Below are 26181 nucleotides of genomic sequence, written 5' to 3' on the forward strand. Positions count from 1 at the left end.
GCGCGAAGAAGAGTTCAGGATTGCTTCACAACCTAAGATGGGTCGTTAGCTCAGTTGGTAGAGCAGTTGACTTTTAATCAATTGGTCGCAGGTTCGAATCCTGCACGACCCACCATCTTACTTCAGCCGCCTGGCGAGCTGAACGGTTGTAAGCCCCCAGCGGGTCGTTAGCTCAGTTGGTAGAGCAGTTGACTTTTAATCAATTGGTCGCAGGTTCGAATCCTGCACGACCCACCAATTAAGAAAAAGCGCCCTCAGGGCGCTTTTTTCGTTTCCAGGGCACGGACTTTACGGTGCGGGACGCTTTCCTTCTCTGAACGCGCTACTGGCGCGGGCTGCTTCTGCATGATGAGGAGAGCAGGCCTGTCTCCGCCGTTACGCCTTTTTCTTCGCTTTCGCCACTGCCAGGCTCTCCCAGATATGCATCACCGCATAGCTGCGCCAGGGACGCCAGGATTGCGAGCGTGCCTCTGCTTCTTTGGATGACATACCGCCCAGGTTATTCCGGATGGCGATATCCTCTTTGGGAAAGGCATCCGGCCAGCGCAGGGCACGCATCGCGATGTAGTGGGCGGTCCAGGGACCGATGCCAGGCAGGCTGATCAGCTTTTTGATCACCTCGTCAGGCGGCTGAGCGGCACTGAGGCGCAGATCCCCGCTGGCGCAGGCTTCAGCGAAGGCGATGATGGCGCGTGAGCGCGCGGCGCTGACAATACCCATCGGCGCAACCTCGTCGACCGTCAGGCCAGCGATACGTGCCGGCGGCGCAGCGTATCGGGTCAGGTCGGCAAACGGCGTTTCACAGGGCTCGCCAAAGGCGGCGGCAAAGCGGCTGCTGACGGTGGTGGCGGCTTTGACCGTCACCTGCTGGCCGATGATCGCGCGCACGCCCAGCTCAAAGGCGTCAAAAGCCCCCGGAACACGCAGGCCCGGGTGGGCGATCAGGCTGGGCGCCAGCAGCGGATCCTGTGACAGACAGGCGGCGATACGCTGCGGCTGAGCATCAAGATCGAACAGGTCGCGCAGGCGGCGCAGCAGCAGAGGCAGAACCGGCGTCAGCGAGGTGGAGAGCGTCACCTGCAGCGCATTCTTCTGCGGCAGATGCGCGACACTGACCCAGCCCCGATAGCGGCCCATCGCCACCGTGCGTCGCCAGGTGCCATCCTCCACCGCTTCGACCTCTTTCATCAGGTGAGTCTGTAAAAACCAGAGCATCGCTGCCCAGTCGTAGGGCGGGCGATAGGCGAGCCGCAGCGTCACGCGGTCACCGGGCTGCGTGCGCCCGTCACCCGCCTCGTTCCGGCGCAGGGCGCCTGGCGTCATGCGATAGCGCGCCTGAAACACATCATTGAAGCGGCGCAGGCTGCCAAAACCGCTGGCATAGGCGATCTCCGTAATCGGCAGTTGCGTCTCCGTCAGCAGCTGCTTCGCCAGCAGCATCCGTCGCGTCTGCCTCAGCTCAAGCGGTGAGACCCCCAGCTCCTGCTGCACGATACGCCGCAGCTGACGCAGGCTTAAACCGAACTCAGTGGCTATCGCCTCCAGCCCTTCGCGCTCCTCCAGCATTCCCTCTTCGATGCGCTGAATCAGCCGTTCCGCCACGCGGTGCGGCTGATCCACCGGCGCATTGCCCGGCGCCAGTTCAGGCCGGCAGCGCAGGCAGGGACGAAAGCGCGCTTTTTCGGCGGCTTCGGCGCTGCTGAAAAAGAGGCAGTTCTTCTGCATCGGCGCTTTGACCGGGCAGATCGGACGACAATAGATACCGGTTGAGGTCACCCCAACAAAAAATACGCCGTCAAAACGGGTATCACGGGAGGTCAGCGCCTGATAGGCAATGTCGGGATTAAGCATGGTATTTCTCCGGTAAATATGCGGAGCCTACACCGGTGATTCCCGGCAGACTGGCTGTTTTCGGACAACACATCAGTTTATCGCCATGACCGAAAACAGCCAGTCAGGCTGAGGAAAAGTGCGATAATACGTGTCGAAACCGTGACGGGAGAATCACCATGTATTACTTCAAATTGACAGTTACCCCGGTGGGCGAACTGAAACTGGTGGCCAGCGAGCGCGGCCTGGCGGGTATTTTGTGGGAGAACGACGATCCTCATCGCACCCGCTTTTTACCGCAGACGCGCGATGACGACCATCCCATTCTGGTCGAAACGGCACGTCAGCTCGGCGAGTACTTTGCCGGTGCGCGACGCGGCTTTGAACTGCCGCTCGATTTTGCCGGCACTGACTTTCAGAAAAAAGTCTGGCAGGCACTGGTGGCGATCCCGTTTGGTGAAACGCGCAGCTACAGCCAGATTGCCCGCGAGATCGGGCATCCGCTGGCGGTGCGTGCGGTTGGCGCGGCCAACGGTCGTAATCCGCTTTCGATTGTCGCGCCGTGTCACCGGGTGATAGGGGCCAACGGCAAGCTGACCGGGTTTGCCGGCGGGCTGACGGTTAAAGCGTTTCTGCTGGCGCTGGAAACATCACAACCCCTGCCGCAGCCGGGCGAACAAGGCGCACAGGGTCGGGCTGGCGGTGCGGTCATGCAGGCCGATTAAAAAATCACACGACACAGTCGGGCTTTTCCGCTATCGTGTTTAGCATATAAAACACGACGGCGGATTCAACGCCATATTTCGCCTCTTCTGGCGATTTTCGTTAATTAGATAAAACGAGAGCTGTGTCATGAGTGTGATGTTCGATCCTGAAAGCACCGTTTACCCCTTTCCCCCCAAGCCCGCCCGCCTGAGTGACGACGAGAAGGCGTTTTATCGTGAGAAAATCAAAACCCTGCTGAAGGCGCGAAATGCCGTGATGGTCGCGCACTACTACACCGACCCGGAAATTCAGGCGCTGGCCGAAGAGACCGGCGGCTGTATCTCCGACTCACTGGAGATGGCCCGTTTTGGCAGCAACCATCCGGCAACCACGCTGCTGGTGGCGGGCGTGCGCTTTATGGGGGAGACCGCCAAAATCCTCAGCCCTGAGAAAACCGTCCTGATGCCGACACTGCAGGCGGAGTGCTCGCTGGATCTGGGCTGTCCGATTGAAGAGTTCAACGCCTTCTGCGACGCCCATCCCGATCGCACCGTGGTGGTCTACGCCAACACCTCGGCGGCGGTAAAAGCGCGCGCTGACTGGGTCGTCACCTCCAGCATTGCGGTTGAGCTGATTGAGCACCTCGACAGCCTGGGCGAGAAAATTATCTGGGCACCGGATCGTCACCTCGGCCGCTACGTCACCCAGAAATCGGGCGCCGATGTGCTGTGCTGGCAGGGTGCCTGCATTGTCCATGATGAGTTCAAGACTCAGGCGCTGCAGCGCATGAAAGTGCTCTATCCCGATGCGGCGGTGCTGGTTCATCCCGAGTCGCCGCAGGCGATTGTGGATCTGGCCGATGCGGTGGGTTCGACCAGCCAGCTGATTCAGGCCGCCAAATCCCTGCCGCATCCGCAGATGATTGTGGCGACCGATCGCGGCATCTTCTACAAAATGCAGCAGGCGGTGCCGGACAAAGAGCTGCTGGAAGCGCCGACAGCCGGGGAGGGCGCCACCTGCCGCAGCTGCGCGCACTGTCCGTGGATGGCGATGAACGGTCTCAAAGCCATCGCAGACGCGCTGGAGACGGGCGGCGCGGAACATGAGATTCAGGTGGACGAGACGCTGCGAGAGGCGGCGTTACTGCCCCTGAATCGCATGCTATCCTTTGCAGCGGAACTTAAACTCAACGTGAAGGGAAACGCCTAGCCGTTTTCCTGACAGGTGCTCTGCATGGACTTTTTCAGCACGCATAATATTCTGGTTCACATTCCTCTGGGTGCAGGCGGCTACGATCTCTCATGGATTGAGGCTATTGGCACCCTGGCGGGCTTACTCTGTATCTGGTTTGCCAGCCTGGAAAAAATCATCAACTACCCCTTCGGCCTGATTAACGTCACGCTGTTTGCGGTGATCTTCTTTCAGATTCAGCTCTACGCCAGCCTGCTGCTGCAGCTCTTCTTTTTTGCCGCCAATATTTACGGCTGGTACGCCTGGAGCCGGCAGACCAGCGATCACCAGGCGGCGCTGAAGATTCGCTGGCTGCCGCTGCCGAAAGCGATCGCCTGGGCGGTGAGCTGCGTCGTCGCGATTGCGCTGATGACGCTCTACATTGACCCGGTGTTTGCCATGCTGACCCGCGCGGCGGTGACGCTGATGAACGCGATTGGCCTGTCGGTGGCGATGCCGGCATTGCAGCCGGATGCTTTCCCGTTCTGGGACGCCTGCATGATGGTGCTGTCGATTGCGGCGATGATCCTGATGACGCGCAAATATGTTGAGAACTGGCTGCTGTGGGTGATCATTAACGTCATCAGCGTGATGATTTTTGCCCGTCAGGGGGTTTATGCGATGTCGCTGGAGTATGTGATTCTGACGCTGATTGCGCTTAATGGCTCACGCATGTGGATCCGCAGTGCCCGGGAGCAGGGGGCGCGCGCACTGTCGGCGCAGCAGACAGGCCAGTAAGGGGCGGTCACAGCGCGCGGTAACCGGGTTACCGCGCGCTGTCGTTTAGTGAGCGTGCTCGTCGCCTCTGGCGTGAGTATGGTCGTGGGAATGGGAATGGCTGTGACCGTGGCCGGCCTCAGCCGCGCTGCTGAAGCTCAGCTCACACTCAGCACCGGCACAGGGCTGATACTCCATCTGCACGGTCGCATGGTCAATCTGATAGTGCTGGCGCAGATAGTCATGAATGCGGTGCAGCAGCGCATCGTGGTCATAGGGCGGGATCACCTGCACATGCAGCGTCAGCAGCGGCTTTTCACCCACCTGCCACAGATGCACATGATGAACATTGCGCACTTCAGCGATGTTCAGGGTGAGGTCCCGCATCAGCCGGTTCACATCCAGGGAGTGGGGTGCCCCTTCAAGTAATTCCTGCAGGCTCTCACGCAGCAGCGCCCAGGCACTGCGCAGCACCAGCAGTGACACCAGCAGCGACAGAATCGGATCGATTGGCGTCCAGCCGGTCAGCATAATGATGGCTGCTGCCACAATCGCCCCCACCGAACCGAGCAGGTCACCCATGACGTGCAGTGCCGCTGCCCGCACGTTGAGGTTCTTCTCTTCGCTGCCGTGGTGCAGCAGCCAGAATGAGAGCAGGTTGGCCAGCAGGCCGCCAATCGCGATGCCCAGCATCAGGCCGCCGGTCACCGGCTGCGGATCGCTGAAGCGACGCACTGCCTCCCAGACGATCAGCGCGGTAATACCCAGCAGGGCGATGGCATTGACAAAGGCCGCTACGGTGGTCAGGCGCAGCAGGCCAAAGGTATGACGCGCATTGGGTTTACGGCGCGAGAAGTGGACCGCCAGCAGCGCCATCAGCAGGGCGGCGGCATCGGTGAGCATATGTCCGGCATCTGCCAGCAGCGCCAGTGAACCTGAAAGCCAGCCGCCAATCACCTCGGCAACCATGAAGAGGACGGTCACGCCAAAGGCGGCCGCCAGACGCGTGCGATTACTATCCTGCCCGCTATGAGTGTGGGTATGTGCCATAAGATTCCAGTTTTTTCAGTAACCTGTTTGCTAATAATATCAGTAATTGCCACGTCTCAGACGTGTCCTGATGCTGTTTTGCCTGCTCTGCGAGTTGCTGACTCAGCTGTGCACCCTGCTCCAGCCCCACCAGCAACCAGCTGCCTTTCATCCGGTGTGCCGCGTCGGCAAACTGGTTCCAGTCCGCGCGTGCGCGCGCCTCACGCATCACGGCCAAATCCTGGGTCACCGTGCTGTGCAGCGTCTGGCTCAGCCGGCTGAGAAATTTGTCATTCTGCTGTGCCAACTGCCACAGGTTCTCATCCAGCGGTGCCAGCGGGTCGGGCTGCCACTCCGCCAGCAGTGCGCGGAGATCGGCCAGCTGCACCGGTTTAATCAGAACCCGCTCCTGCGCCTCAGCCGGTCGTGACAGCAGCTGGGCGTCTGCGGAGCAGAGCACCCGCATCGCCTGCCGTCCCCGCTGCCGGTCACGGCGTCGCAGCAGTCGCAGCAGCAGCGTGCCGTCAGGACGCGGCATCATCTGGTCGATAAACAGCAGGTCAAAAGGCTGCTGCGCATCGGCCTTGAGCAGCGCACGTCCCTCTTCGAAGATGTCGGCCTGAATGGCAAAGCGCGCCAGCTGCTGCTGCATCACCAGCAGATTGGCCGGATGGTCATCGACAATCGCCACCCGCAGATGGGGAAAGCCGGGCAGGCCAGACTCATCGGTGCTGCTGACCGGCTCCTCGATCTGCAGAGGCAGGGTCACCGTTACCTGCGTTCCCTGGCCGGGCTGCGAGGTGAGCCGGATATCGCCCCCCATCCGCAGCACTATCTCGCGGCAGATAAACAGGCCCAGACCGCTGCCCTGCACCGACACGGTTTTGCCCGACGGCGCCTGATACCAGGGATCAAACAGCTTCGGCTGCTCCTCAGGCGGAATACCGCTGCCGCTGTCAGTCACCGTCAGCACCAGCTGCTGCTGCTCTGCCGCCAGGGTGAGGCGGATGGTGCCGTGACGGGTAAATTTCAGCGCATTGGTCATCAGGTTATTGACCACCTGCTGCAGGCGGTCGGCATCGATCATCACCGTGTCAGGCAGCGGCGTCTGTGCCGCGACGATCAGACGCGGGCCGTCCGCCCGCATTAACGGATGATAAAAATGCTGCTGCTGTTCGAGCCACTGCTCCAGCGCCAGCGGGCGGGGCGCCAGAGTAAAACTGTTGCTCTCGATACGTGCGTGATCCTGCAGGTCATTCAGCAGGGTCAGCAGGGAGTGTGCGCTGCTGTGCAGCAGGGTCAGGTTCTGGCTGTTGTGCTGCTGCTTCTCCAGCTCCAGCAGGCCGAGGATCGCCTGCATCGGCGTACGCAGCTCATGGCTGACGGTAGCCAGAAACTGGCTCTTCATGGCGTTGGCCCGCTCCGCCTGTTCGCGCTGCTGACGCTCGCGGCGCTGCTGCCAGTAACGGCGCGCCAGCAGCAGGAGCAGCAGCACAATGGCGGCCCCGGCTACCGCCAGCACCATCATCGGCAGCGTTCGCATCACCATCACGCTGCCGGGCTGAGGCGGTGTTGACCAGCTGTCGCGCATTTTGCCCTGGGTATCCGCCGGGATCTGCTGCAGCGCCCGATCCAGCAGGCTGCGCAGCAGGGGCTGATCGGGCGTGACACCCAGCGCGATCGGCCAGGCGATGTCGCTGGCGGCAAAGGCGAGGTGGATACGCGCGTCATCACGGCTGGCGATGCGCCAGCGGGCGGAGAGCACATTATCGACCAGCGCATCAATCTGCCCCTTTGCCAGCGCATCATAGAGGCTGTTCCGGTCGGCAAACGGCACGGGATGCAGATCCTCCGGCAGCAGGCGCAGCGCCAGGTCATCCTGCAATACGCCGATCCGCCTGCCGCGCAGATCCTGCCAGTGCGACAGCGGGGCAGAGTGAATGCTGTAGATCCCCCACAGCGCCCGCCACACCGGCAGTGAGGTGCTCTGCATCGCATCGCCATTAAGGGGCTGCATCAGTTGCAGCATCGCCTGCTGCTGCTGAATCAGCGCACTGGCCTGATGGGGATTGCTGACCCACACGGGTTCAAACTGCAGGCCCGTGCTCTGGGCGACCGCTTTCAGTAAATCCACGCCATAGCCTCTGGCGGTACCGCTGGCGTCGCGATAGCTCCAGGGATAGTTGTCGGGCTCGGCGGTGTACACAATGCGAGGGTGGTCGGCAATCCACGCGCGTTCAGCGGGGCTGAGCATCAGGGTCTGCGTATCCTGATAGCGCGGCAGCGTGCTGCTCCAGCGCGCCTGCAGGCTGTTCATCAGTTCCGCCGGTAACTGACGCAGGCTCTGGTTTATCCAGTCAATCAGCGCGGGATCGCGGGAGAGGGCGCGCAGGTTGAGCTGTCCCGCCTCAATATGTGAGGCGATCTGATAAATCTGCCCCTGCTGCAGCTGACTCAGCAGAAAACCGGCGCTGGTCTCGTCCGCCACCACATAGTCGTTCTGCTGATTGAGCAGGGTATAGAGCGCCTGCAGATCGCTGCTGTAGCGTCGCCAGTGGTGACGGGCCGCCAGGGCGGGTGGCAGCTGCGCCAGGGTGCTGTCGCTGATCGCAAGCTGCGCATTCTGGCTGTTGAACATCACGGCACGCTGGTTCTGCTGATTGCGATAGACCCGCAGCGGACTGCTGAACCAGCTTTCACTGCTCAGCGTGCCCTGAGGCAGGGGGGTGTTCCACATGCCCAGCGCAAAATCGATCTCTCCGTGGTTCAGGGCCTGCATCAATTGCGGCGCGTCGCTGTAGAGGCGCAGGGTAAACTGCGCCCCGGTCAGCTGTCGCAGCGCAGCAAGATAGTCGGCATTGATGCCATACAGGTCGTTGCCGATCCGCATCGTCCAGGGCGCGTGGTTCTCTTCCAGCAGCCCGACGCGCAGGCTCTTTCCCTGCATGGTTTCGGCGTGCGTGACCGGCAGCATCATCGGCAGATTCAGGCTGCTGACCGGGCGCACCTCAGCCAGCGCGCTGCCCCACAGCCACAGCAGAATCAGTAGCGCATATCTCACTGCTGCGCCTTCCAGAGGTCAGCCAGCTCAACCACAGAGCGGGCACCGGTTTTTTCCAGAATGTTCTTTTTATGGGTGCTGACCGTTTTGTTGCTGATGTGCAGCTGGGCGGCGATTTGCAGGTTAGAGAGGCCGCTGGCGAGCAGCGCCAGAATCTGACGCTCTTTGTGCGTTAGCGGCAGCTCAGGCTCCTCTTCGGTTTCCGGAAACGCGGTCTGTCCGCCGAGCACGGCCAGAATGGCGCTGAGCAGCTGCGTCATGCGCTGGCTTTTCACCACATAACCGGACGCCCCTAACGCCTGAGCGCGCCGGATATAGTGACGGGTCTGCTGGGCTGAATAGATCAGCACCGGACAGTCGGGACGATGGATTTTCAGGCGGCGCAGGATCTCCAGCCCGTCGCTCTCCGGCAGCCCGATATCAAGCACGATAATGTCCAGCGGCTGCTGAAGAAAAGGACGGGCGGCGTGTTCACTGCTGGCAGAGAGGAGCTGAACCGGAATGGGCGACTGGCTGAGCGCGGCTTCAAGTGCCACTTCCACCAGCGGATGATCGTCAATCAAGAGCAAAACGGCCATGAACGGTTTCCCTGTAAATTTCACAGGATGAGCATAGCGGAAGAGTGGGGCAGAGGGGAGAAAAACCCGGAGAACGGATGCTCTCCGGGTCAGACAGAATTACTGGGTCGTGCCGTCGGTTTTAGTATTAACGTCACCGCCGCCCACTTTCGTTTCAACTTTTTTGTTGATGTTCGGACATTTGCCATCTTTACACTGGCTGTTCTGGTCAATTTCGTTAGCAGACATATTTCCGCTGCTGGTGGTGCTGCCAGAAGTGGCCGGATTAGTATTGGTGCCGGTGTTATTAATTTTGCTGTTATCGACATTATTCGGTGGCAGGTTCTCTTTTGCGCCGGGTGCGACCGCACCTGCACTGGCTGCCTGATTAGCTGTGCCGTTGTTGCTGCCTTCCGCCAGCGCCGCGCCACTGCCTAATGTCATTGCTGCTGTCAAAAAGAGTAAGGCAAACTTTTTCATCATTATACTCCCATTAATAAATGAAGACGTTTTAAGCCCAGAGGTGAAATTGGGGATAAAAAAGTCCCGGACGAAATAAAATTCGCCAGTTGGCTTAAACAGGGTGATTTAATCATGTAAGCGGGACGTTCCTCAGTGCTTACCATTAAAAAGTCTAGTCGCTAACCTGATTAATGCAAATATGACCCGCACATTTAACCCGCAGCGGGAATTTACACCCCTGGCGCTTCGGGCTACATTGGGCAGGTTGTGTCCGGCGGGCGCCGGGCCAGAAATAATATGGAATCAGTATGAATTACCAGAACGATGACTTACGCATCAAAGAGATTAAAGAGCTGTTACCCCCGGTTGCGCTGCTCGAAAAATTCCCGGCGACCGATCGTGCTGCACAGACCGTTTCCCAGGCGCGTCAGGCGATTCATCAGATCCTGCAGGGCAAGGACGACCGCCTGCTGGTGGTGATTGGTCCCTGCTCAATCCACGATCCTGAGGCCGCCAAAGAGTATGCCGGCCGTCTGCTGGCGCTGCGGGATGAGCTGAAAGGCGAACTGGAAGTAGTCATGCGGGTCTATTTTGAAAAGCCGCGCACTACCGTAGGCTGGAAAGGGCTGATCAACGACCCCTACATGGATAACAGCTTCCAGCTCAATGATGGTCTGCGTCTGGCGCGTAAACTACTGCTGGAGATCAATGACAGCGGTTTACCGGCGGCGGGCGAGTTTCTGGATATGATCACCCCGCAGTATGTGGCGGATTTGATGAGCTGGGGCGCGATTGGCGCACGCACTACCGAATCCCAGGTGCACCGTGAGCTGGCCTCCGGTCTCTCCTGTCCGGTCGGTTTCAAAAACGGCACCGATGGCACCATCAAGGTGGCCATCGATGCCATCAACGCTGCCGGTTCGCCGCACTGCTTCCTGTCAGTGACCAAATATGGCCACTCCGCGATTGTTGAAACCAGCGGCAATGGCGACTGTCACATTATTCTGCGCGGCGGCAAAGAGCCGAACTACAGCGCGAAGCATGTGGCTGAGGTCAAAGAGGGTCTGGCAAAAGCGGGTCTGCCACAGCAGGTTATGATCGATTTCAGCCATGCCAACAGCAGCAAGCAGTTCCAGCGTCAGATGGTCGTGGCGGATGATGTCGCGCAGCAGATCATCAACGGTGAACAGGCGATTGTCGGCGTGATGATCGAGAGTCATCTGGTAGAGGGCAATCAGAGCCTGGAGAGCGGTGAGCCGCTGGTCTATGGCAAGAGTGTCACTGATGCCTGCATCGGCTGGGATGATACCGACAAGGTGCTGCGTCAGCTGGCGGCGGCGGTTAAACAGCGCCGCGGTTGAGTGCTGGCGATCTGGCGTGACAACTGGCCGGATCTGTCTGAATGCGCGGTGGAGAGTGAGCCTGCTGAGGGAACACAGTCAGATCGGAAAGACGCAACAACCGCCATCCATGGCACGCTCTCCCCGCGCCATCCCTGGCGCGGGACGCTTTCCTCTTCTGACCATGTTCCCTGCAGATTGGGCTGATTTATTGCTGCCATACTCAGACGGCTTTGACGATGTGATTCGTCCGGGACGAACGGACATTCAGGCTTTTACTCTGACAGTTAAAGATGACACACAGCATTGCCGGACGCAGCCCAACAAAAAAGGCCAGACTTCTGTCTGGCCTTTTTGCCTTTCAGCGAAAAATTACTTCGCTTTACCCTGATTCGCAACGGCTGCGGCTTTCGCGGCAATCTCGTCCTGGTCGCCCAGGTAGTAGCGTTTCAGCGGTTTGAAGTTTTCATCGAACTCATACACCAGCGGCACGCCGGTTGGGATGTTCAGTTCGAGGATCTCATCTTCGCTCAGGTTATCCAGATATTTAACCAGTGCGCGCAGTGAGTTGCCGTGTGCGGCAATGATCACTTTCTCACCGCTTTTGATGCGCGGCAGAATGGTGTCGTTCCAGTAAGGGATCACGCGGTCGATGGTCAGTGCCAGGCTTTCAGTGGTTGGCAGCTGCTCCGGGGTCAGTTTCGCGTAACGCGGGTCATGGCCAGGGAAGCGCTCATCAGCACGATCCAGCTCAGGTGGGGTAACGGCAAAACCGCGACGCCACTGCTTAACCTGCTCATCGCCATATTTGGCCGCAGTTTCCGCTTTATCCAGGCCCTGCAGCGCACCGTAGTGACGCTCGTTCAGACGCCAGGTTTTCTCGACCGGCAGCCAGGCCTGATCCAGCTCATCCAGCACATTCCACAGCGTGTGAATCGCGCGCTTCAGTACAGAGGTGTAAGCGAAATCGAAAACAAAGCCCTCTTTTTTCAGCAACTGACCCGCTGATTTGGCTTCGCCACGACCTTTCTCAGAAAGGTCAACATCATACCAACCGGTAAAGCGGTTTTCGTTGTTCCACTGGCTTTCGCCGTGTCGCACCAGAACCAGCTTAGTTACAGCCATAGCTTAACTCCTTAATACTGTGATGTTTCTGTGAGATTGGAAACCTGCTGCTGCCCGCCTGACACGCGAGCGGATTGCGCCATACCATAGCGGAAAAGCGGGCAGCGCGTAAGCCTGTGTGTGACGCACTGCGCGTTTTTCAGCCAGAAGATCAGCGTGGCGTGAAGCGATAGCGCGTCACCGATTCCCAGCGATCTCCCGGTTGCAGCCAGCAATCGGGCTGAGGCCACTCAGCATGATTGGGCGAATCCGGTAAAAATTCACTCTCCAGCGCAATGCCCTGAAATGCAGTATAGCTCTCCTGCTCACGGGCACGGGTCCCGGCCAGATAGTTGGCAGTGTAGAACTGCAGGGCCGGAGCGGAGGTGGTGACGCTGAGCTGCAGTCTGCCATCTTCTGACCAGAGTTCTGCGGCAGGCTGGCTGTCGTCGCCTGCGCTGTTGAGCAGAAACGCGTGGTCATACCCCTTCACCGCCCGCTGGTCGTCGTCTGTCAGGAAATCCTGCGCGACCGTTTTCGCCTGCCGGAAATCAAAGCTGGTGCCGGCCACGGCTTTCAGCGGCGCATTGGGAATCCCTTCGCTGTCGACCGGCAGATAGTGATCTGCGTGCAGTTGTAAGCGATGCTGGCGGGCGTCGCCATGATGCGCATCAAGGTTAAAGTAAGCGTGGTTGGTCAGGTTGACCGGACAGGGCTGGTCGCAGCGTGCTTCATAGCGGATGCTCAGGCAGTTCTGATCGTCCAGATGATAGTGCAGGTCGGCAATCAGGTTACCGGAATAGCCCTGATCGCCATCCGGCGAATCCAGACGGTAGTGCACGTCGCTGTCTGACTGGCTGACAATCTGCCAGCGACGTTTATCAAACCCTTCCGGGCCGCCATGCAGCTGATGCGCGCCCTGGTTCGGCAACAGCTGACGGTTGATTGTGGTCAGTTTTGCACCGGCGATGCGGTTAGCGTAACGGCCCACCGTGGCACCGAGATAAGCATCCTGGTGCAGATAGTCAGAGGGGGTGGCGCAGCCAAGCAGCGCTTCACGCACCGTGCCATCCTGCATCGGCACGCGGGCGGAGAGCCAGGTTGCGCCCCAGTCCATAAAGGTCGCCAGCATGCCGTTGGCATTGCGCAGCACCGTGATGCGCCACGGCTGACCGTCGGGCGCGTGAGAGTTGACGTCATTCAGCATTGACCGGCTCCTTCAGAGGCTTTGCAGACGTAGAAGGTCTCTTTGATGCCGGTCTGCGCTTCATACTTCTCCGCAACGGCGGCTTTTACCTGATCCACCCGATCCAGCGGCATCAGCGCAACGATACAGCCGCCGAAGCCGCCGCCGGTCATGCGAACACCCCCGTGCTCACCGATTTGCGCTTTTACGATCTCCACCAGCGTGTCGATCGGCGGCACGGTGATCTCAAAATCGTCACGCATGGAGGCGTGCGACTCGGCCATCAGCTGACCCATACGGGAGAGGTCGCCCCGGCTCAGCGCATCGGCGGCTTCGAGTGTGCGGGCATTCTCGGTCAGAACGTGACGCACCCGCTTAGCCACCTGCGGGTCCAGCTTCGCCTCTGCCGCTTCAAACTCCGCCAGCTCAACATCACGCAGCGCTTTTTTGTTGAAGAAGCGCGCGCCCGCTTCACACTGCTCGCGACGGGTATTGTATTCGCTGCCGACCAGGGTGCGGCGGAAGTTGGAGTTGATGATCACCACGGCGATATCTGCCGGCATCGACACCGGACGGGTGCCCAGCGTGCGGCAGTCGAGCAGCATGGCGTGATCTTTCTGGCCCAGCGCGGAGATCAGCTGGTCCATGATGCCGCAGTTGCAGCCAACGAACTGGTTTTCTGCTTCCTGACCGTTAACTGCAATCGCCGCGCCATCCAGCGGCAGGTTATAGAGCTGCTGCACCACGGTGCCGACCGCCACTTCCAGCGAGGCAGAGGAGCTGAGGCCCGCACCCTGCGGAACGTTGCCGCTGATCACCATGTCGATGCCACCGAAATCGGCATGACGCCGTTGCAGATGTTTCACTACGCCGCGCACATAGTTCGCCCACATTGGCTCCTGCACGCTGACGATCTCTTCATCGAGCGAAAAGATGTCCTGCGCATTCTCATAATCCGCCGCGACCACGCGAATCTGGCGATCGTCACGGCGGGCGCAGGCGATCACCGTCTGGTAGTCAATGGCGCAGGGCAGCACAAAGCCGTCGTTATAGTCGGTGTGCTCACCAATCAGGTTGACGCGACCCGGTGCCTGAATGGTATGGGTGGCGGCGTAACCGAAGGTGTCTGAGAAAAGCTGCTGCGTGATGGTTTTTAAGCTCATTGTTGTGCCTCACGGAAGTGAACGTCGCTGACAGAACGCAGACGTTCCGCCGCCTGTTCCGCCGTTAAATCGCGTTGGGTTTCGGCCAGCATTTCATAGCCGACCATAAATTTGCGTACCGTTGCTGAACGCAGCAGCGGCGGATAGAAGTGGGCATGCAGCTGCCAGTGATCGTTGGCTTCGCCGTTAAACGGTGCGCCATGCCAGCCCATAGAGTAGGGGAAGGAGCACTGGAACAGGTTATCGTAGCGGCTGGTCAGCTGTTTCAGCGCCAGTGCCAGATCGGTGCGCTGTGCTGCGCTGAGATCGGTCAGACGTCTGACGTGCGCCTTCGGCAGCAGCAGGGTTTCAAACGGCCAGGCGGCCCACCACGGCACCACGGCCAGCCAGTGTTCGGTTTCCACGACGGTGCGGCTGCCATCCTGCTGTTCACGCGCCAGGTAATCGACCAGCATCGGTGAACCCTTTTTCGCGAAGTAGTCGCGCTGGTGGTCATCTTCACGCTGCGCTTCATTCGGCAGGAAGCTGTTGGCCCAGACCTGACCATGCGGATGCGGGTTGGAGCAGCCCATCGCCGCGCCCTTGTTCTCAAACACCTGCACCCAGGGATAGTGCTGACCCAGCTCAGCGGTCTGCTCCTGCCAGGTGCGCACCACCTCTTCCAGCGCGCTCAGCGACATCTCCGGCAGGGTTTTGCTGTGATCGGGCGAAAAACAGATAACCCGGCTGGTGCCGCGTGCGCTTTCACAGCGCATCAGCAGATCGTCACTCTCAGGCGCGTCGGGGGTGTCGGTCATCAGCGCGGCAAAGTCATTGGTAAAGACGTAAGTGCCGGTATAGTCCGGGTTTTTGTCGCCGGTGATGCGGGTGTTTCCGGCACAGAGGAAGCAGTCCGGATCATGGGACGGCAGGGTGTTAACCGCCGGGGTCTCCTGCGCGCCCTGCCACGGCCGTTTGGCCCGGTGAGGAGAGACTAAAATCCATTGATCAATCAGTGGATTGTAACGGCGATGCGGATGATCGACCGGGTTGAATTTGTCCATGTGAGGTCCTGGTAAGCGTCAAAAGCCAAAGAGGCATCGGTAAAAATTAGCACATCAGCGCGCCCGAAAGCGTGATCAAGTCTGGATAAATGGTATCGTTTACACAAGCTGAAAATTCTTATTTGGTGGCATTGCGTGCGGTGCAGAAGGGTGAAAGGTGAGAAGGAATGGTAACGCTTACACAGGAGAGCTGTAAAACGCCGCTGTCGCGGCGTCAGGGCTGAGGAGAGAACGTTAGCGCAGCGTTTCCTGCTGATAGCGATAGCCATCGTCCTGAGGGACAAAACTCAGGCGATGCGTGATGCAGGCCGGCGCATCTTCGGCGTGATGCGAAACAAACAGCAGCTGGGTACGTCCTTCGCCAATCAGGACATCGACAAAGCGCCGCACCAGCTGACGGTTAATCGGATCGAGTCCCTGCAGAGGCTCATCCAGAATCAGCAGCGTCGGGTGTTTAACCAGTGCGCGTGCGATCAGCACCAGCCGCTGCTGTCCCCATGACAGTGAGTGGAAGGGGGCATCAGCCAGACGGTTGTCCATGCCGAGCAGAGCCAGCCACTGCTGGGCCAGCGCTTTCTGCCGGTCAGACGCCGCCTGATAGAGACCGATAGAGTCGAAGAAGCCCGACAGGATCACCGTGCGCACATTGGTGCTGACGCGATAATCCAGGTGCAGGCTGCTGCTGACATAGCCGATATGCTGCCGGATGTCCCAGAGGGTTTCACCACTGCCACGGCGACGGCCAAACAGGGTCAGGTCATTGCTGTAGCCCTGGGGATGATCGCCGGTCACCATACTGAGCAGGGTCGATTTACCGGCACCGTTCGGGCCGGTGATCTGCCAGTGTTCGCCTGGATTGACCTGCCAGTTCAGCCCGCTGATGATGGGCCGATCGTGGTAAGAGACGGTGCCGTTGCGCAGGATGACACGCGGCGCATCATCGGCCAGGGCGGGCAGGGCATCCGGCACATCCGCCTCCGGCAGCGCCATACCCAGCAGCTGTTCACTGTGCGCCAGCTGTGCCACCAGCGCTTCCGTCAGAATCGTCTGGCGCGCGCCGCTGTGGGTCAGGTTACACTCCGCCAGCACGCCCACCTGCCCGATAAAATCGGGAATATCATCAAAGCGATTGAGCACCAGCACCAGGGTGAAATCGGGCTGCTGCAGGCTGCGCAGGGTGTCGGTCAGGCTGGCGCGCGACGCCACATCCAGCCCGTCAAACGGCTCATCCAGAATCAGCAGGTCAGGCTGGCTCATCAGCGCCTGGCAGAGCAGCGTCTTGCGGGTTTCACCGGTAGAAAGATATTTAAAGCGACGTGAGAGAAGGGGTTCAATGCCAAACTGGCGGGCAAGCTGCTCGCACCGTCCGGGGTGCTGCCCCTCCATCTGGATGACATCGGCCACCGTGAGCCCGGTATCCTCTTCGCCTTCGCTGAGCATATCGGTGTTGTTGCGTTCCCACTCCTGTGCCACCAGAGACTGCAACTGCTCCAGCGACAGCCTGACCGGTCGTCTGAACGTGCTGCTGACCGAACCGGAGAGCGGCGGCAGCTCCCCGGAGAGTGCGCGCGCCAGAGAGGATTTGCCGCTGCCGTTGGCGCCGACAAACGCCCAGCTCTCGCCGCGTTGCAGTTCCACCTGATTCAGGCGCAGTAACCGGGTATCGCTAAGACGAAACGTGCCTTGCGAAATATGCAATGAAGCCATAATCTGTTCCGTTTTTTGCATCGTGTTAATGCGTTGTAACCTCTGCCGGTAGTGATGTCAAATTCCCCACTAGAGCAGGGTGGCAACGATGGCGTTCTCCGCATTAAAGCTCGCGGTCACTGCGTCGCCCGGCTGCAGCTTCAGCTGCTGCAGCCGCTCGCGGGTCAGGGTGGCGCACAGGGTTTCGCCGCTGGCGATCTGTAGCAGGACTTCACTTTTGCCGTCGCCCGGCTCAATGGCGCTGACGGTGGCCGCCAGCTGGTTGTCATCCCCGGTGGCATCCCGGCTGATATGAATCCAGGGGGCTTTGATCAGCACCAGCACCTCTTTACCCGCCGCCAGCTGAAGACGATCGGCGCTGCGCTGCGTCAGCGCCACATTAAGCTGCGTGACCCCATCGGCCAGCTGAATCAGCAGATGCTGCACCACCTGCTGCGCGTCATTGCTCATCACGGTGCCAAACAGCTGGTTTCGGGCGCTGGTTTGCAGGGAGAAGCGGGCGATCGCCGCCAGCATGCTGTCGAGCGGCAGGGCATCCTGCTGCAGGGCATCAAAGGCCTTCTGCTGGATCTGCTCCATCAGCTGAAACAGCTGGATCAGGCGTTCACCGTAGCGGGTCAGCGTCGCGCCGCCGCCACCTTTGCCGCCGGTGGCCCGCGCCACCAGCGTCTCATCCGCCAGCTGGTTCATCTCGTTAATCGCATCCCAGGCGCTTTTATAACTGATGCCTGCCAGCTTTGCTCCCTGACTGATTGAGCCGGTTTCCCGGACCCGTTTCAGCAGCTCGATACGACGGGGATCGGCAAACAGTTTCTGTTGTAAACGGATGTGAAGGGACAGTTCGGCTTCCATGACAGCTCCGGCAAAGGGTTAACGCGTGTGGAGGCCGATGATAGCGGCGTTTCGTGACCAAAGTAAAAGCACGAAAAGGGCTGCGCAAAATTTTCCTGACCCGTTACAATCACTTTTTTATTCTCAGAGTGAGACTCCCGATGCTGGAATTACTGAAAAGCCTCGCCGTAGCCGTCCTGATGGTGCCTGTGGTGATGGCGCTGATGCTGGGTATCATTTATGGCCTGGGTGAAGTGTTTAACGTCATCTCAAAATTTGGTCATCGCGAAAAATCCTCCGCCCGTTCGCACAACTGATTTCTGCCCCGCCCGCCTCTCTGCGCGGGCGCGGTCATTTTTATCCCGCCCCCCTTCATCCTTCTCTCTCTGCTGCCGATAATTTATCGGGATGCCGTGATAATGCGTTATATTATCCGCTACACAACGAATAGCCGGAGAAGATCATGTCACACCATTACACTCGCTGGGGCGTCGCGGCGCTGGTCACTTTTTCACTGGCCGGTCAGGCGGTTGCCGCCGATAATATTACCGTGTTTGCGGCGGCCTCACTGACCAATGCCCTGCAGGATATTGCCAGCCGTTATCAGCAGGAGAAGGGCGTGAACGTCGTCGCTTCGTTTGCCTCCTCTTCCACGCTGGCACGCCAGATTGAACAGGGGGCCCCTGCCGATCTCTTTATCTCTGCCGATCAGCAGTGGATGGACGATGCGGTCGCTAAAAACAGCATGATGAAGAGCAGCCGTTATACGCTGCTGGGCAACGATCTGGTGTTAATCGCCCCGCGCAGCGCCGCGGCAAAAGCGGTTACGCTGGACAAGCAGACGGACTGGAAAAGCCTGCTGCACGGTGAACGTCTGGCGGTCGGCGACCCGGATCACGTGCCGGCGGGACTCTACGCCAAAGAGGCGCTGCAGCACCTGGGGGCCTGGCCGCAGGTCGCGCCGGTATTAGCCCCGGCTAACAACGTGCGGGCGGCGCTGGCGCTGGTCGAGCGCAACGAAACGCCGTATGGCATAGTGTATGGCTCCGACGCCGTGGCCAGCGGAAAAGTGCAGGTCGTGGGGCATTTCCCGGCCAGCAGCCACAAACCGGTGGAATATCCTATGGCGATCGTTAACGAACACAACCGCGCCGCCGTTAAGGCGTTTTATGACTACCTGAAAGGGCCGGAAGCGGCGGCTATCTTCAGACACTACGGATTCACACCGACGAAATGATACTCAGCGATCCCGAATGGCAGGCGGTACTGCTCAGCCTCAAAGTCTCTGGCATTGCCGTGCTCGGCAGCCTGCCGTTTGGCATCCTGATGGCCTGGATTCTGGTGCGCTGCCGTTTTCCCGGCAAAGCGCTGCTCGACAGCCTGATCCATCTGCCGCTGGTGCTGCCGCCGGTGGTGGTGGGGTATCTGCTGCTGATTACCCTGGGCCGGCGCGGCATCATCGGTGAAAAGCTCTATGACTGGTTCGGTTTCAGCTTCGCCTTCAGCTGGCGGGGGGCCGCACTGGCCTCCGCGGTGATCGCTTTTCCGCTGATGGTGCGCGCCATCCGGCTGGCGCTGGAGGCGGTCGACAGCCGGCTGGAGCAGGCGGCGCGCACGCTGGGGGCCGGACGCTGGCGGGTATTCTTCACCATTACGCTGCCGCTGACCCTGCCAGGCGTGATCGTCGGGACGGTGCTCGCCTTTGCCCGCTCACTGGGTGAGTTTGGCGCGACCATCACCTTTGTCTCCAATATACCGGGCGAGACCCGCACCCTGCCGCTGGCGATGTTTACCCTGATCGAGACGCCGGGTGCAGAAGGGGCGGCGGCGCGCCTCTGCGTGATCGCCATTATACTGGCGCTGGCGTCGCTGCTGGCGTCGGAATGGCTGGCCCGTGCCGGTCGTAAGCGGATGGGAAGCTGATGCTGTCACTCAATTTTATGCAGCAGCAGGGCGATCATCACTTAGAGGTTGACCTGCAGATCCCGGCCAGCGGGATCACGGCCATCTTCGGCGTCTCCGGGGCCGGTAAAACCTCGCTGATCAACGCGATCAGCGGCCTGACTCAGCCCCAGCGCGGACGGATAGCGCTGAATGACCGGCTGCTGTTCGATGCGGAGCAGGGCATATCGCTGCCGCCGGAAAAGCGGCGTATCGGCTATGTCTTTCAGGATGCCCGGCTCTTTCCCCACTACCGGGTGCGCGGCAACCTGCAATATGGCATGGCGCCCGCGATGAAAGCGCAGTTCGACACCCTGGTGTCACTGCTGGGGCTGGAGGCGCTGCTGCCACGCTTTCCGCTGTCGCTGTCGGGTGGCGAGAAGCAGCGGGTCGCCATTGGCCGTGCGCTGCTGACCGCACCGGATATGCTGCTGCTGGATGAGCCGCTGGCGTCACTGGATCTGCCGCGCAAACGCGAACTGATGCCTTATCTGCAAAAGCTGGCGAAGCAGGTCGATATTCCGATGCTCTACGTTTCGCACAGCCTGGAGGAGATCCTGCAGCTGGCCGATAACGTGCTGGTGCTGGATGCGGGGCGGGTTAAAGCCTTCGGACCGCTGGAGCGGGTCTGGAGCAGCAGCGCGATGCGTCCCTGGCTGCCGATGAGTGAACTGACCAGCGTGCTGAGGGTGCAGGTGCTGGAGCAGCATCCCGACTACCCGATGACCGCGCTGTCGCTGGGCGATCAGCACATCTGGGTCAGCCGGGTGAATCAGCCGGTGAAGACCCCGCTGCGCATTCGCATCGCCTCGGCCGACGTTTCGCTGGCGCTGCAGCCACCCCAGCACAGCTCCATCCGCAACATTCTGCCCGCGCAGGTGGTGGAGCTGGTGGAGGTCGGCGATCAGGTTGAGGTGAAGCTGCGCATCGGCATCAGCGAACTCTGGGCCCGCATCACGCCGTGGGCGCGGGATGAGCTGGGCATCCGGCCCGATCAATGGCTCTATGCCCAGATTAAAAGCGTCTCGGTGACGCCCTGATTACAACACGTACTGATGGAGGGTATCGGCAATGGCGGTTTCAAGGTTCGTGCCGATCACCTTCTTCGCCCGCGCTTTAATCGCCTCGTCGGCGTTGCCCATCGCCACCCCCAGTCCGGCCGTTTCCAGCATGCTGAGATCGTTGTAGTTGTCACCGAAGGCGATCACATCCGACATGCTCAGGCCCTGCGATTCAACCCACTGCGCCAGTCGTTTGCCTTTGCTGTTGCCGCCGCGGGCGATATCCACCTGATCGTGCCACGACCATTCGCAGGCCAGCCCCAGCTCCGTTTCCACCTGGCTGGCGAACTGCTGCAGTTCCGGAATGTTGGTATGCGACAGCGCAAACTTCCAGATCGAACCGGCATCGCGCGCCGCCTGAGCGAGGTCAGGCACCTGACGAAACAGCGGGCGCTGGTGGGCAGGAAGTGATTCGGCCCACTTCAGGGTGCGCGTCACGTGTCCGGTCGCCGTCTGATAGAGCATCGCATCATCCACATAGAGCAGGCCGTGAATCCGCTGTGCGTTCAGCCTGTCGATCACCTCGAGGGCGAGTTGCGGATCGAGCGGGTCGGACGCCAGCACCTTTTTCGCCTGATAATCGTACAGATAGGTGCCATTACAGCAGATCGCAGGTGTCTCCAGCTGTAACGCCTGATAAAAAGGATGGATGGCGCAGTGATGGCGTCCGGTCACGATAACGACGTGAATACCCGCCTGGCGTGCCTGGTTCAGCGCCTCGATGGACTGGGGCAGAATCGTTTTGGCGGGGGTCAGCAGTGTGCCGTCGAGGTCGAGGGCAATTACACGGTAGCTCATTAATCCTTCCATTCATCCGGGTTTGCGAGGGCTAAAGTCTACACCTGACCGCGGCCCGGAGACAAAAAACAGGGCACAAATGATTCCAGCGTCCGGCAATAAAACGCGCTACAGTGATTGACAGTTCATGATCAGGCAGCAAAAAAGGAGAATGCATGAAACAAGTTGTCTACACCGCCAGTCCCGAGAGCCAGCAGATCCACGTCTGGCAGATGAATGATGAGGGTGGGCTGACGTTGCTTCAGGTGACCGATGTCGCCGGCCAGGTTCAGCCGATGGTGGTGAGTCCGAAGCGCGATTTTCTCTATGTCGGTGTTCGTCCTAATTTTCGCGTGCTGGCATTCCGTATTGCCGCAGACGGCACGCTGACGGAAGCGGGCCAGGCTCCGCTGCCCGGCAGTCCGACCCACATCTCCACCGATCATCAGGGGAAATTCCTCTTCTGTGGCTCCTACAACGATGCCTGCGTCAGCGTCAGCCCGATTGGTGAGGATGGGATTCCGCAGGCGCCGCTGCAGGTGATTAACGGACTGGAGGGCTGTCACTCCGCCAACATCGACAATGACAATAAGACGCTCTACGTGCCGGCCCTGAAGCAGGATCGCATCTGTCTGTTTGCGCTGGGCGCAGACGGTCAGCTGACGCCGCGTGAGCAGGCGCAGGTAACAACGGTCGAGGGTGCCGGTCCGCGTCACATGCAGTTCCATCCGGGTGGCCAGTACGCTTACTGTGTGAACGAACTCGACAGCACGGTTGAGGTCTGGGCGTTAAATCAGGGCGGGGGAGAGGCCGAGAGCGTGCAGACGCTGGACATGATGCCGCCGGACTTCAGCGGCACGCGCTGGGCAGCCGATATTCATCTGACGCCGGATGGTCGTTTCCTCTATGCCTGCGATCGCACCAGCAGCACGCTGGCGATCTTCAGCGTCAGCGAACTGGGTGATGAGCTGACGCTGGAAGGGTTCCAGCCGACCGAAACGCAGCCGCGCGGCTTTAATATCGACCACAGCGGACGCTATCTGGTGGCGGCGGGGCAGAAGTCGCATCACATTGAAGTCTATGCCATTAATGAACCGAAAGGGCTGTTAGAGCCGCTGGGGCGTTATGCCGTGGGCCAGGGTCCGATGTGGGTCGTGATCCACTCGCTGCAGGCGTAACCTATCCTGAAAACGCCTCTCCTGAGCAGGAGAGGCATTCAGAGGGCTGAAAAACGCAAATCCGGGAGCCTCTGACCGCGATGAATCCGCTCAGCATGCAGGGAACACGGTCAGAAGAGGAAAGCGTCCCCTGTTACTGATAGTTCGCGGTCAGCGAGGCGCTCGCCAGAGCGTGGAAATGCACATTAAAGCCGACCATCGCGCCACTGGCACCTTCATCCACTTCAATTGTCTCCACATCCAGCGCATGCACGGTGAAAATGTAGCGATGGGTTTCGCCCTGCGGCGGTGCTGCGCCACCGTAACCCGCCTGACCGAAATCGGTTCGGGTCTGCACGGCGCCTGCAGGCAGCTCCGCTTTACCGGAACCGGCACCCTGCGGCAGGGAGGTGGTGCTGGCCGGGATGTTCGCCACGACCCAGTGCCACCAGCCGGACCCGGTCGGGGCATCCGGATCGTAGCAGGTCACAACAAAACTTTTGGTGCCCGCCGGTGCCGCTTCCCAGGCCAGATGCGGAGAGATATTCTCGCCGTGATAACCCATGCCGTTGAAAACATGCTTCTCAGGCATCTTCTCGCCGTCATTAAAATCCTGACTAAAAACGCGCATCACATCTCCTTAACTGTCGATGAATAGCCTTTCATCATAACCAAAAGCGCAGCCAGTGCCAGCGGTCAGCCTGCTCAGGGGACAAAATGGTGCGGATGATCCAGCGCGCCGGCAATCGCAGCGGTCAGCCGGCTTAACGCCGGTGGCGTGATGATGTAGGGCGGCATCAGGTAGATTAAGCGGCCAAACGGGCGGATCCAGACCCCCTGCTCCACAAAGAACTGCTGCAGCGCCGCCATGTTGACCGCCTGATGCGTTTCCACCACGCCAATCGCGCCCAGCACGCGCACGTCGGCCACCTGCGGCGAGTGGCGCAGCGGCAGCAGTTCAGCCCGCAGCTGCTGTTCGATGTTTGCTACCTGGCATTGCCACTCTCCTTCCGCCAGCATCTTCAGGCTCTCCGACGCGACCGCGCAGGCCAGCGGATTGCCCATGAAGGTCGGGCCATGCATGAAACAGCCTGCCGCACTGCGGCTGATGGTGTCCGCCACTTCGCGGGTGGTCAGGGTGGCCGCCAGGGTCATCATGCCGCCGGTAAGCGCCTTGCCGACGCAGAGAATATCCGGGGTGATGCCCGCGTGCTCGCAGGCTAAGAGCTTGCCGGTGCGGCCGAATCCGGTGGCGATCTCATCGGCAATCAGCAGCACGCCGTAGTGGTCGCACGCCTCCCGCACCTGCTGCAGGTAGCGCGGATGATAAAAACGCATGCCGCCAGCGCCCTGCACAATCGGCTCCAGAATCACCGCCGCCAGCTGCTGATGGTGTGTCTCAATCAGCCGGGCAAAATCCTCAAAGTCCTGGCTCTGCCACGCATCGTCAAAGCCGCAGGCCGGTGCCGCTGCAAAGCGATGTTCCGGCAGATAGCCGCGCCACAGGCTGTGCATGGAGTTCTCAGGATCGCACACCGACATCGCCGCAAAGGTATCGCCGTGATAGCCGCGCTTCAGCGTCAGAAAGGTCTGGCGCGTTTCACCGCGGCCCAGCCAGTATTGCAGCGCCATCTTCATCGACACTTCCACCGCCACCGAACCGGAGTCCGCCAGGAAGACGCACTCCAGCGCCTCAGGCGTCATCGCCACCAGCTGGCGGCAGAGCGCCACTGCTGCCGGGTGGGTGATGCCACCAAACATGACGTGAGACATCTGCGCAACCTGCGCGGTCAACGCCTGGTTCAGGCGCGGATGGTTGTAGCCGTGGATCGCGGCCCACCAGGAGGACATGCCATCCACCAGCTCACGGCCATCGGCGAGTTGCAGCGTAACCCCGCGGGCGGCCACCACGGGGTAGCAGGGCAGGGGATCCTGCATGGAGGTGTAGGGGTGCCAGATATGCTGGCGGTCAAAACGGGCATCTTCAGAGGTGAACGCGGAGAGGGTCATCGGAGTTGTAAACCAAAATAAAAAAATATAGTTTACAAGTATACCCCTGCTTTCTGTCGGGATGACACCCTTTTTGGAGTAAGTAATGGCTCAACGCTGGACAATTGCACAGGCGCAAGCGCTGTTTGATGAACCCTTTCTTGAACTGATGTTTAAAGCGCAGCAGGTGCACCGTCAGCACTTCGACCCGCGTCAGGTGCAGGTCAGTACCCTGCTGTCGATCAAAACCGGTGCCTGCCCGGAGGATTGTAAATATTGCCCACAGAGTGCGCGCTACAAGACCGGTCTGGAGTCGGAACGCCTGATGGAAGTGGAAGAGGTGCTGACCTCCGCCCGTCAGGCCAAAGCTGCGGGTTCGACCCGCTTCTGCATGGGGGCCGCGTGGAAAAATCCGCACGAGCGCGATATGCCCTATCTGGAAAAGATGGTTGAAGGCGTCAAGGCGATGGGAATGGAAACCTGCATGACGCTGGGCACCCTCAGCGAGCAGCAGGCGCAGCGACTGGCGGGCGCGGGACTCGATTTCTACAACCACAACCTCGACACCTCGCCGGAGTTTTACGGCTCCATCATCACCACCCGCAGTTATCAGGAGCGCCTGGATACGCTGGGCAAAGTGCGCGACGCCGGGATCAAGGTCTGTTCAGGCGGGATCGTCGGCCTTGGGGAAACCGTGAACGATCGCGCCGGTCTGCTGGTGCAGTTAGCCAATCTGCCGACGCCACCCGAGAGCGTGCCGATCAACATGCTGGTGAAGGTGAAAGGCACACCGCTGGCGGATAACGACGATGTGGAACCGTTCGATTTTATCCGCACCATCGCGGTGGCGCGCATCATGATGCCGACCTCCCATGTGCGTCTCTCAGCAGGCCGCGAGCAGATGAACGAACAGACCCAGGCGATGTGCTTTATGGCCGGGGCGAACTCCATTTTCTACGGCTGCAAACTGCTGACCACGCCAAACCCGGAAGAGGATACCGATCGGGTGCTGTTCCGCAAACTGGGGCTGAACCCGGAGCATACGCACACGCAGCACGGCGATCAGCAGCAGGAAGAGCATCTCAGCGAGCAGCTGTTCCATGCGGACACGGAACAGTTCTACAACGCGGCGCTGTAATGAGCTGGCAGCAACGATTCCGGCAGGCGCTGGATCAGCGTCGTGCGGCCGACGGCTGGCGGCAGCGACGGATTATTGACGAACAGACGACCCGCACGCTGCACAGCGGCGGTCGCTGCTATCACCACTTCTCCAGCAATGATTATCTCGGCC

At 60.1% G+C, this 26181-nt stretch carries 24 protein-coding genes, 2 tRNA genes and 1 pseudogene; 13 read left to right on the forward strand and 14 right to left on the reverse strand.

What is annotated here, in order from left to right:
• The first annotated feature begins 39 nt into the window (after positions 1 to 39).
• Positions 40 to 115: transfer RNA gene (locus OXR04_RS16445), tRNA-Lys, on the forward strand.
• Between the two features lie 46 nt (positions 116 to 161).
• Positions 162 to 237, forward strand: a tRNA-Lys gene (locus tag OXR04_RS16450).
• Between the two features lie 138 nt (positions 238 to 375).
• Here the strand turns inward: OXR04_RS16450 and OXR04_RS16455 are convergent.
• Positions 376 to 1851, reverse strand: coding sequence for an AlkA N-terminal domain-containing protein (locus tag OXR04_RS16455; RefSeq protein ID WP_267371931.1), 1476 nt, complete (start codon positions 1849 to 1851; stop codon positions 376 to 378).
• A 158-nt stretch (positions 1852 to 2009) separates the two neighbouring features.
• On the opposite strand from OXR04_RS16455, the gene OXR04_RS16460 reads away from it, so the two are divergent.
• From OXR04_RS16460 to pnuC, 3 genes are all read left to right on the forward strand, one after another.
• Entirely contained in the window at positions 2010 to 2555 is a 546-nt protein-coding gene (locus OXR04_RS16460) for a methylated-DNA--[protein]-cysteine S-methyltransferase (RefSeq protein ID WP_140028230.1), read from the forward strand.
• A 127-nt stretch (positions 2556 to 2682) separates the two neighbouring features.
• Positions 2683 to 3744, forward strand: coding sequence for a quinolinate synthase NadA (gene nadA / locus OXR04_RS16465; protein ID WP_140028231.1), 1062 nt, complete (start codon positions 2683 to 2685; stop codon positions 3742 to 3744).
• Between the two features lie 24 nt (positions 3745 to 3768).
• The gene (gene pnuC / locus OXR04_RS16470) at positions 3769 to 4503 is read left to right on the forward strand and encodes a nicotinamide riboside transporter PnuC (protein WP_009091378.1); all 735 of its coding nucleotides are present in this window, start codon (positions 3769 to 3771) and stop codon (positions 4501 to 4503) included.
• Positions 4504 to 4548: 45 nt separating this feature from the next.
• On the opposite strand, the gene zitB is transcribed toward pnuC, so the two are convergent.
• The 4 genes from zitB to OXR04_RS16490 all read right to left on the reverse strand — a co-directional run bounded on the left by zitB (position 4549) and on the right by OXR04_RS16490 (position 9612).
• Positions 4549 to 5532 (reverse strand): CDF family zinc transporter ZitB, encoded by a 984-nt coding sequence (zitB, locus tag OXR04_RS16475; protein WP_009091376.1) that lies wholly within the window; start codon positions 5530 to 5532, stop codon positions 4549 to 4551.
• On the reverse strand, positions 5510 to 8587 hold the full coding sequence (locus tag OXR04_RS16480; RefSeq protein WP_267372087.1) for an ATP-binding protein: 3078 nt from the start codon (positions 8585 to 8587) through the stop codon (positions 5510 to 5512). The genes zitB and OXR04_RS16480 overlap by 23 nt, the downstream gene beginning before the upstream one ends.
• On the reverse strand, positions 8569 to 9150 hold the full coding sequence (locus OXR04_RS16485; protein WP_009091372.1) for a response regulator transcription factor: 582 nt from the start codon (positions 9148 to 9150) through the stop codon (positions 8569 to 8571). Before OXR04_RS16485 ends, OXR04_RS16480 begins: the two co-directional genes overlap by 19 nt.
• Positions 9151 to 9249: 99 nt before the next feature.
• On the reverse strand, positions 9250 to 9612 hold the full coding sequence (locus OXR04_RS16490; RefSeq protein WP_033736370.1) for a YbgS-like family protein: 363 nt from the start codon (positions 9610 to 9612) through the stop codon (positions 9250 to 9252).
• 287 nt (positions 9613 to 9899) lie between these two features.
• Here OXR04_RS16490 and aroG point away from each other — a divergent pair, with 287 nt between their 5' ends.
• Positions 9900 to 10952 (forward strand): 3-deoxy-7-phosphoheptulonate synthase AroG, encoded by a 1053-nt coding sequence (aroG, locus tag OXR04_RS16495; RefSeq protein WP_009091369.1) that lies wholly within the window; start codon positions 9900 to 9902, stop codon positions 10950 to 10952.
• 351 nt (positions 10953 to 11303) lie between these two features.
• Here aroG and gpmA read toward each other — a convergent pair whose 3' ends face one another.
• The 6 genes from gpmA to modE all read right to left on the reverse strand — a co-directional run bounded on the left by gpmA (position 11304) and on the right by modE (position 17986).
• Positions 11304 to 12056 carry a 2,3-diphosphoglycerate-dependent phosphoglycerate mutase gene (gpmA, locus tag OXR04_RS16500; protein WP_009091367.1) on the reverse strand — a complete coding sequence of 251 codons (753 nt, stop codon included), beginning with the start codon at positions 12054 to 12056 and terminating at the stop codon, positions 11304 to 11306.
• A 151-nt stretch (positions 12057 to 12207) separates the two neighbouring features.
• A complete protein-coding gene (gene galM / locus OXR04_RS16505; RefSeq protein WP_267371925.1) occupies positions 12208 to 13242 on the reverse strand; it encodes a galactose-1-epimerase in 1035 nt (344 codons plus the stop codon).
• Positions 13236 to 14384 (reverse strand): galactokinase, encoded by a 1149-nt coding sequence (galK, locus tag OXR04_RS16510; RefSeq protein ID WP_267371924.1) that lies wholly within the window; start codon positions 14382 to 14384, stop codon positions 13236 to 13238. Before galK ends, galM begins: the two co-directional genes overlap by 7 nt.
• Positions 14381 to 15427 (reverse strand): galactose-1-phosphate uridylyltransferase, encoded by a 1047-nt coding sequence (gene galT, locus OXR04_RS16515; RefSeq protein ID WP_009091362.1) that lies wholly within the window; start codon positions 15425 to 15427, stop codon positions 14381 to 14383. The genes galK and galT overlap by 4 nt, the downstream gene beginning before the upstream one ends.
• 234 nt (positions 15428 to 15661) lie before the next feature.
• Positions 15662 to 17134: a molybdate ABC transporter ATP-binding protein ModF gene (gene modF / locus OXR04_RS16520; protein WP_154927957.1), complete on the reverse strand. Its 1473-nt coding sequence runs from the start codon at positions 17132 to 17134 to the stop codon at positions 15662 to 15664.
• 69 nt (positions 17135 to 17203) lie between these two features.
• The gene (gene modE / locus OXR04_RS16525) at positions 17204 to 17986 is read right to left on the reverse strand and encodes a molybdenum-dependent transcriptional regulator (RefSeq protein WP_009091358.1); all 783 of its coding nucleotides are present in this window, start codon (positions 17984 to 17986) and stop codon (positions 17204 to 17206) included.
• A gap of 140 nt (positions 17987 to 18126) precedes the next feature.
• On the opposite strand from modE, the gene OXR04_RS16530 reads away from it, so the two are divergent.
• The 4 genes from OXR04_RS16530 (at position 18127) to modC (ending at position 20946) form a co-directional block, all read left to right on the forward strand.
• The gene (locus OXR04_RS16530; protein WP_009091356.1) at positions 18127 to 18282 is read left to right on the forward strand and encodes an AcrZ family multidrug efflux pump-associated protein; all 156 of its coding nucleotides are present in this window, start codon (positions 18127 to 18129) and stop codon (positions 18280 to 18282) included.
• Positions 18283 to 18428: 146 nt separating this feature from the next.
• Entirely contained in the window at positions 18429 to 19202 is a 774-nt protein-coding gene (modA, locus tag OXR04_RS16535; RefSeq protein ID WP_154927955.1) for a molybdate ABC transporter substrate-binding protein, read from the forward strand.
• The gene (modB, locus tag OXR04_RS16540; RefSeq protein ID WP_267371922.1) at positions 19199 to 19888 is read left to right on the forward strand and encodes a molybdate ABC transporter permease subunit; all 690 of its coding nucleotides are present in this window, start codon (positions 19199 to 19201) and stop codon (positions 19886 to 19888) included. Before modA ends, modB begins: the two co-directional genes overlap by 4 nt.
• On the forward strand, positions 19888 to 20946 hold the full coding sequence (gene modC, locus OXR04_RS16545; RefSeq protein ID WP_046101443.1) for a molybdenum ABC transporter ATP-binding protein ModC: 1059 nt from the start codon (positions 19888 to 19890) through the stop codon (positions 20944 to 20946). The genes modB and modC overlap by 1 nt, the downstream gene beginning before the upstream one ends.
• Here the strand turns inward: modC and OXR04_RS16550 are convergent, their stop codons facing one another.
• Positions 20947 to 21765, reverse strand: a complete 819-nt coding sequence (locus OXR04_RS16550; RefSeq protein ID WP_154927953.1) for a pyridoxal phosphatase — start codon at positions 21763 to 21765, stop codon at positions 20947 to 20949.
• Between the two features lie 155 nt (positions 21766 to 21920).
• Here OXR04_RS16550 and pgl point away from each other — a divergent pair, with 155 nt between their 5' ends.
• Entirely contained in the window at positions 21921 to 22922 is a 1002-nt protein-coding gene (gene pgl, locus OXR04_RS16555) for a 6-phosphogluconolactonase (protein WP_167428479.1), read from the forward strand.
• Between the two features lie 133 nt (positions 22923 to 23055).
• On the opposite strand, the gene OXR04_RS16560 is transcribed toward pgl, so the two are convergent.
• Together OXR04_RS16560 and bioA are read right to left on the reverse strand one after the other, a co-directional pair.
• The gene (locus OXR04_RS16560; protein WP_009091345.1) at positions 23056 to 23532 is read right to left on the reverse strand and encodes a kinase inhibitor; all 477 of its coding nucleotides are present in this window, start codon (positions 23530 to 23532) and stop codon (positions 23056 to 23058) included.
• 74 nt (positions 23533 to 23606) lie between these two features.
• The gene (gene bioA, locus OXR04_RS16565; protein ID WP_267371920.1) at positions 23607 to 24911 is read right to left on the reverse strand and encodes an adenosylmethionine--8-amino-7-oxononanoate transaminase; all 1305 of its coding nucleotides are present in this window, start codon (positions 24909 to 24911) and stop codon (positions 23607 to 23609) included.
• Between the two features lie 85 nt (positions 24912 to 24996).
• On the opposite strand from bioA, the gene bioB reads away from it, so the two are divergent.
• Together bioB and OXR04_RS21575 are read left to right on the forward strand one after the other, a co-directional pair.
• A complete protein-coding gene (gene bioB, locus OXR04_RS16570) occupies positions 24997 to 26028 on the forward strand; it encodes a biotin synthase BioB (protein ID WP_009091343.1) in 1032 nt (343 codons plus the stop codon).
• Positions 26028 to 26181, forward strand: a pseudogene (locus tag OXR04_RS21575) (8-amino-7-oxononanoate synthase); the annotation flags it as partial. The gene bioB and the pseudogene OXR04_RS21575, both read left to right, overlap by 1 nt.

The sequence above is a fragment of the Pantoea sp. GM_Pan_3 genome (genome assembly GCF_026541045.1).
GTDB classification, from domain to species: domain Bacteria; phylum Pseudomonadota; class Gammaproteobacteria; order Enterobacterales; family Enterobacteriaceae; genus Pantoea; species Pantoea anthophila.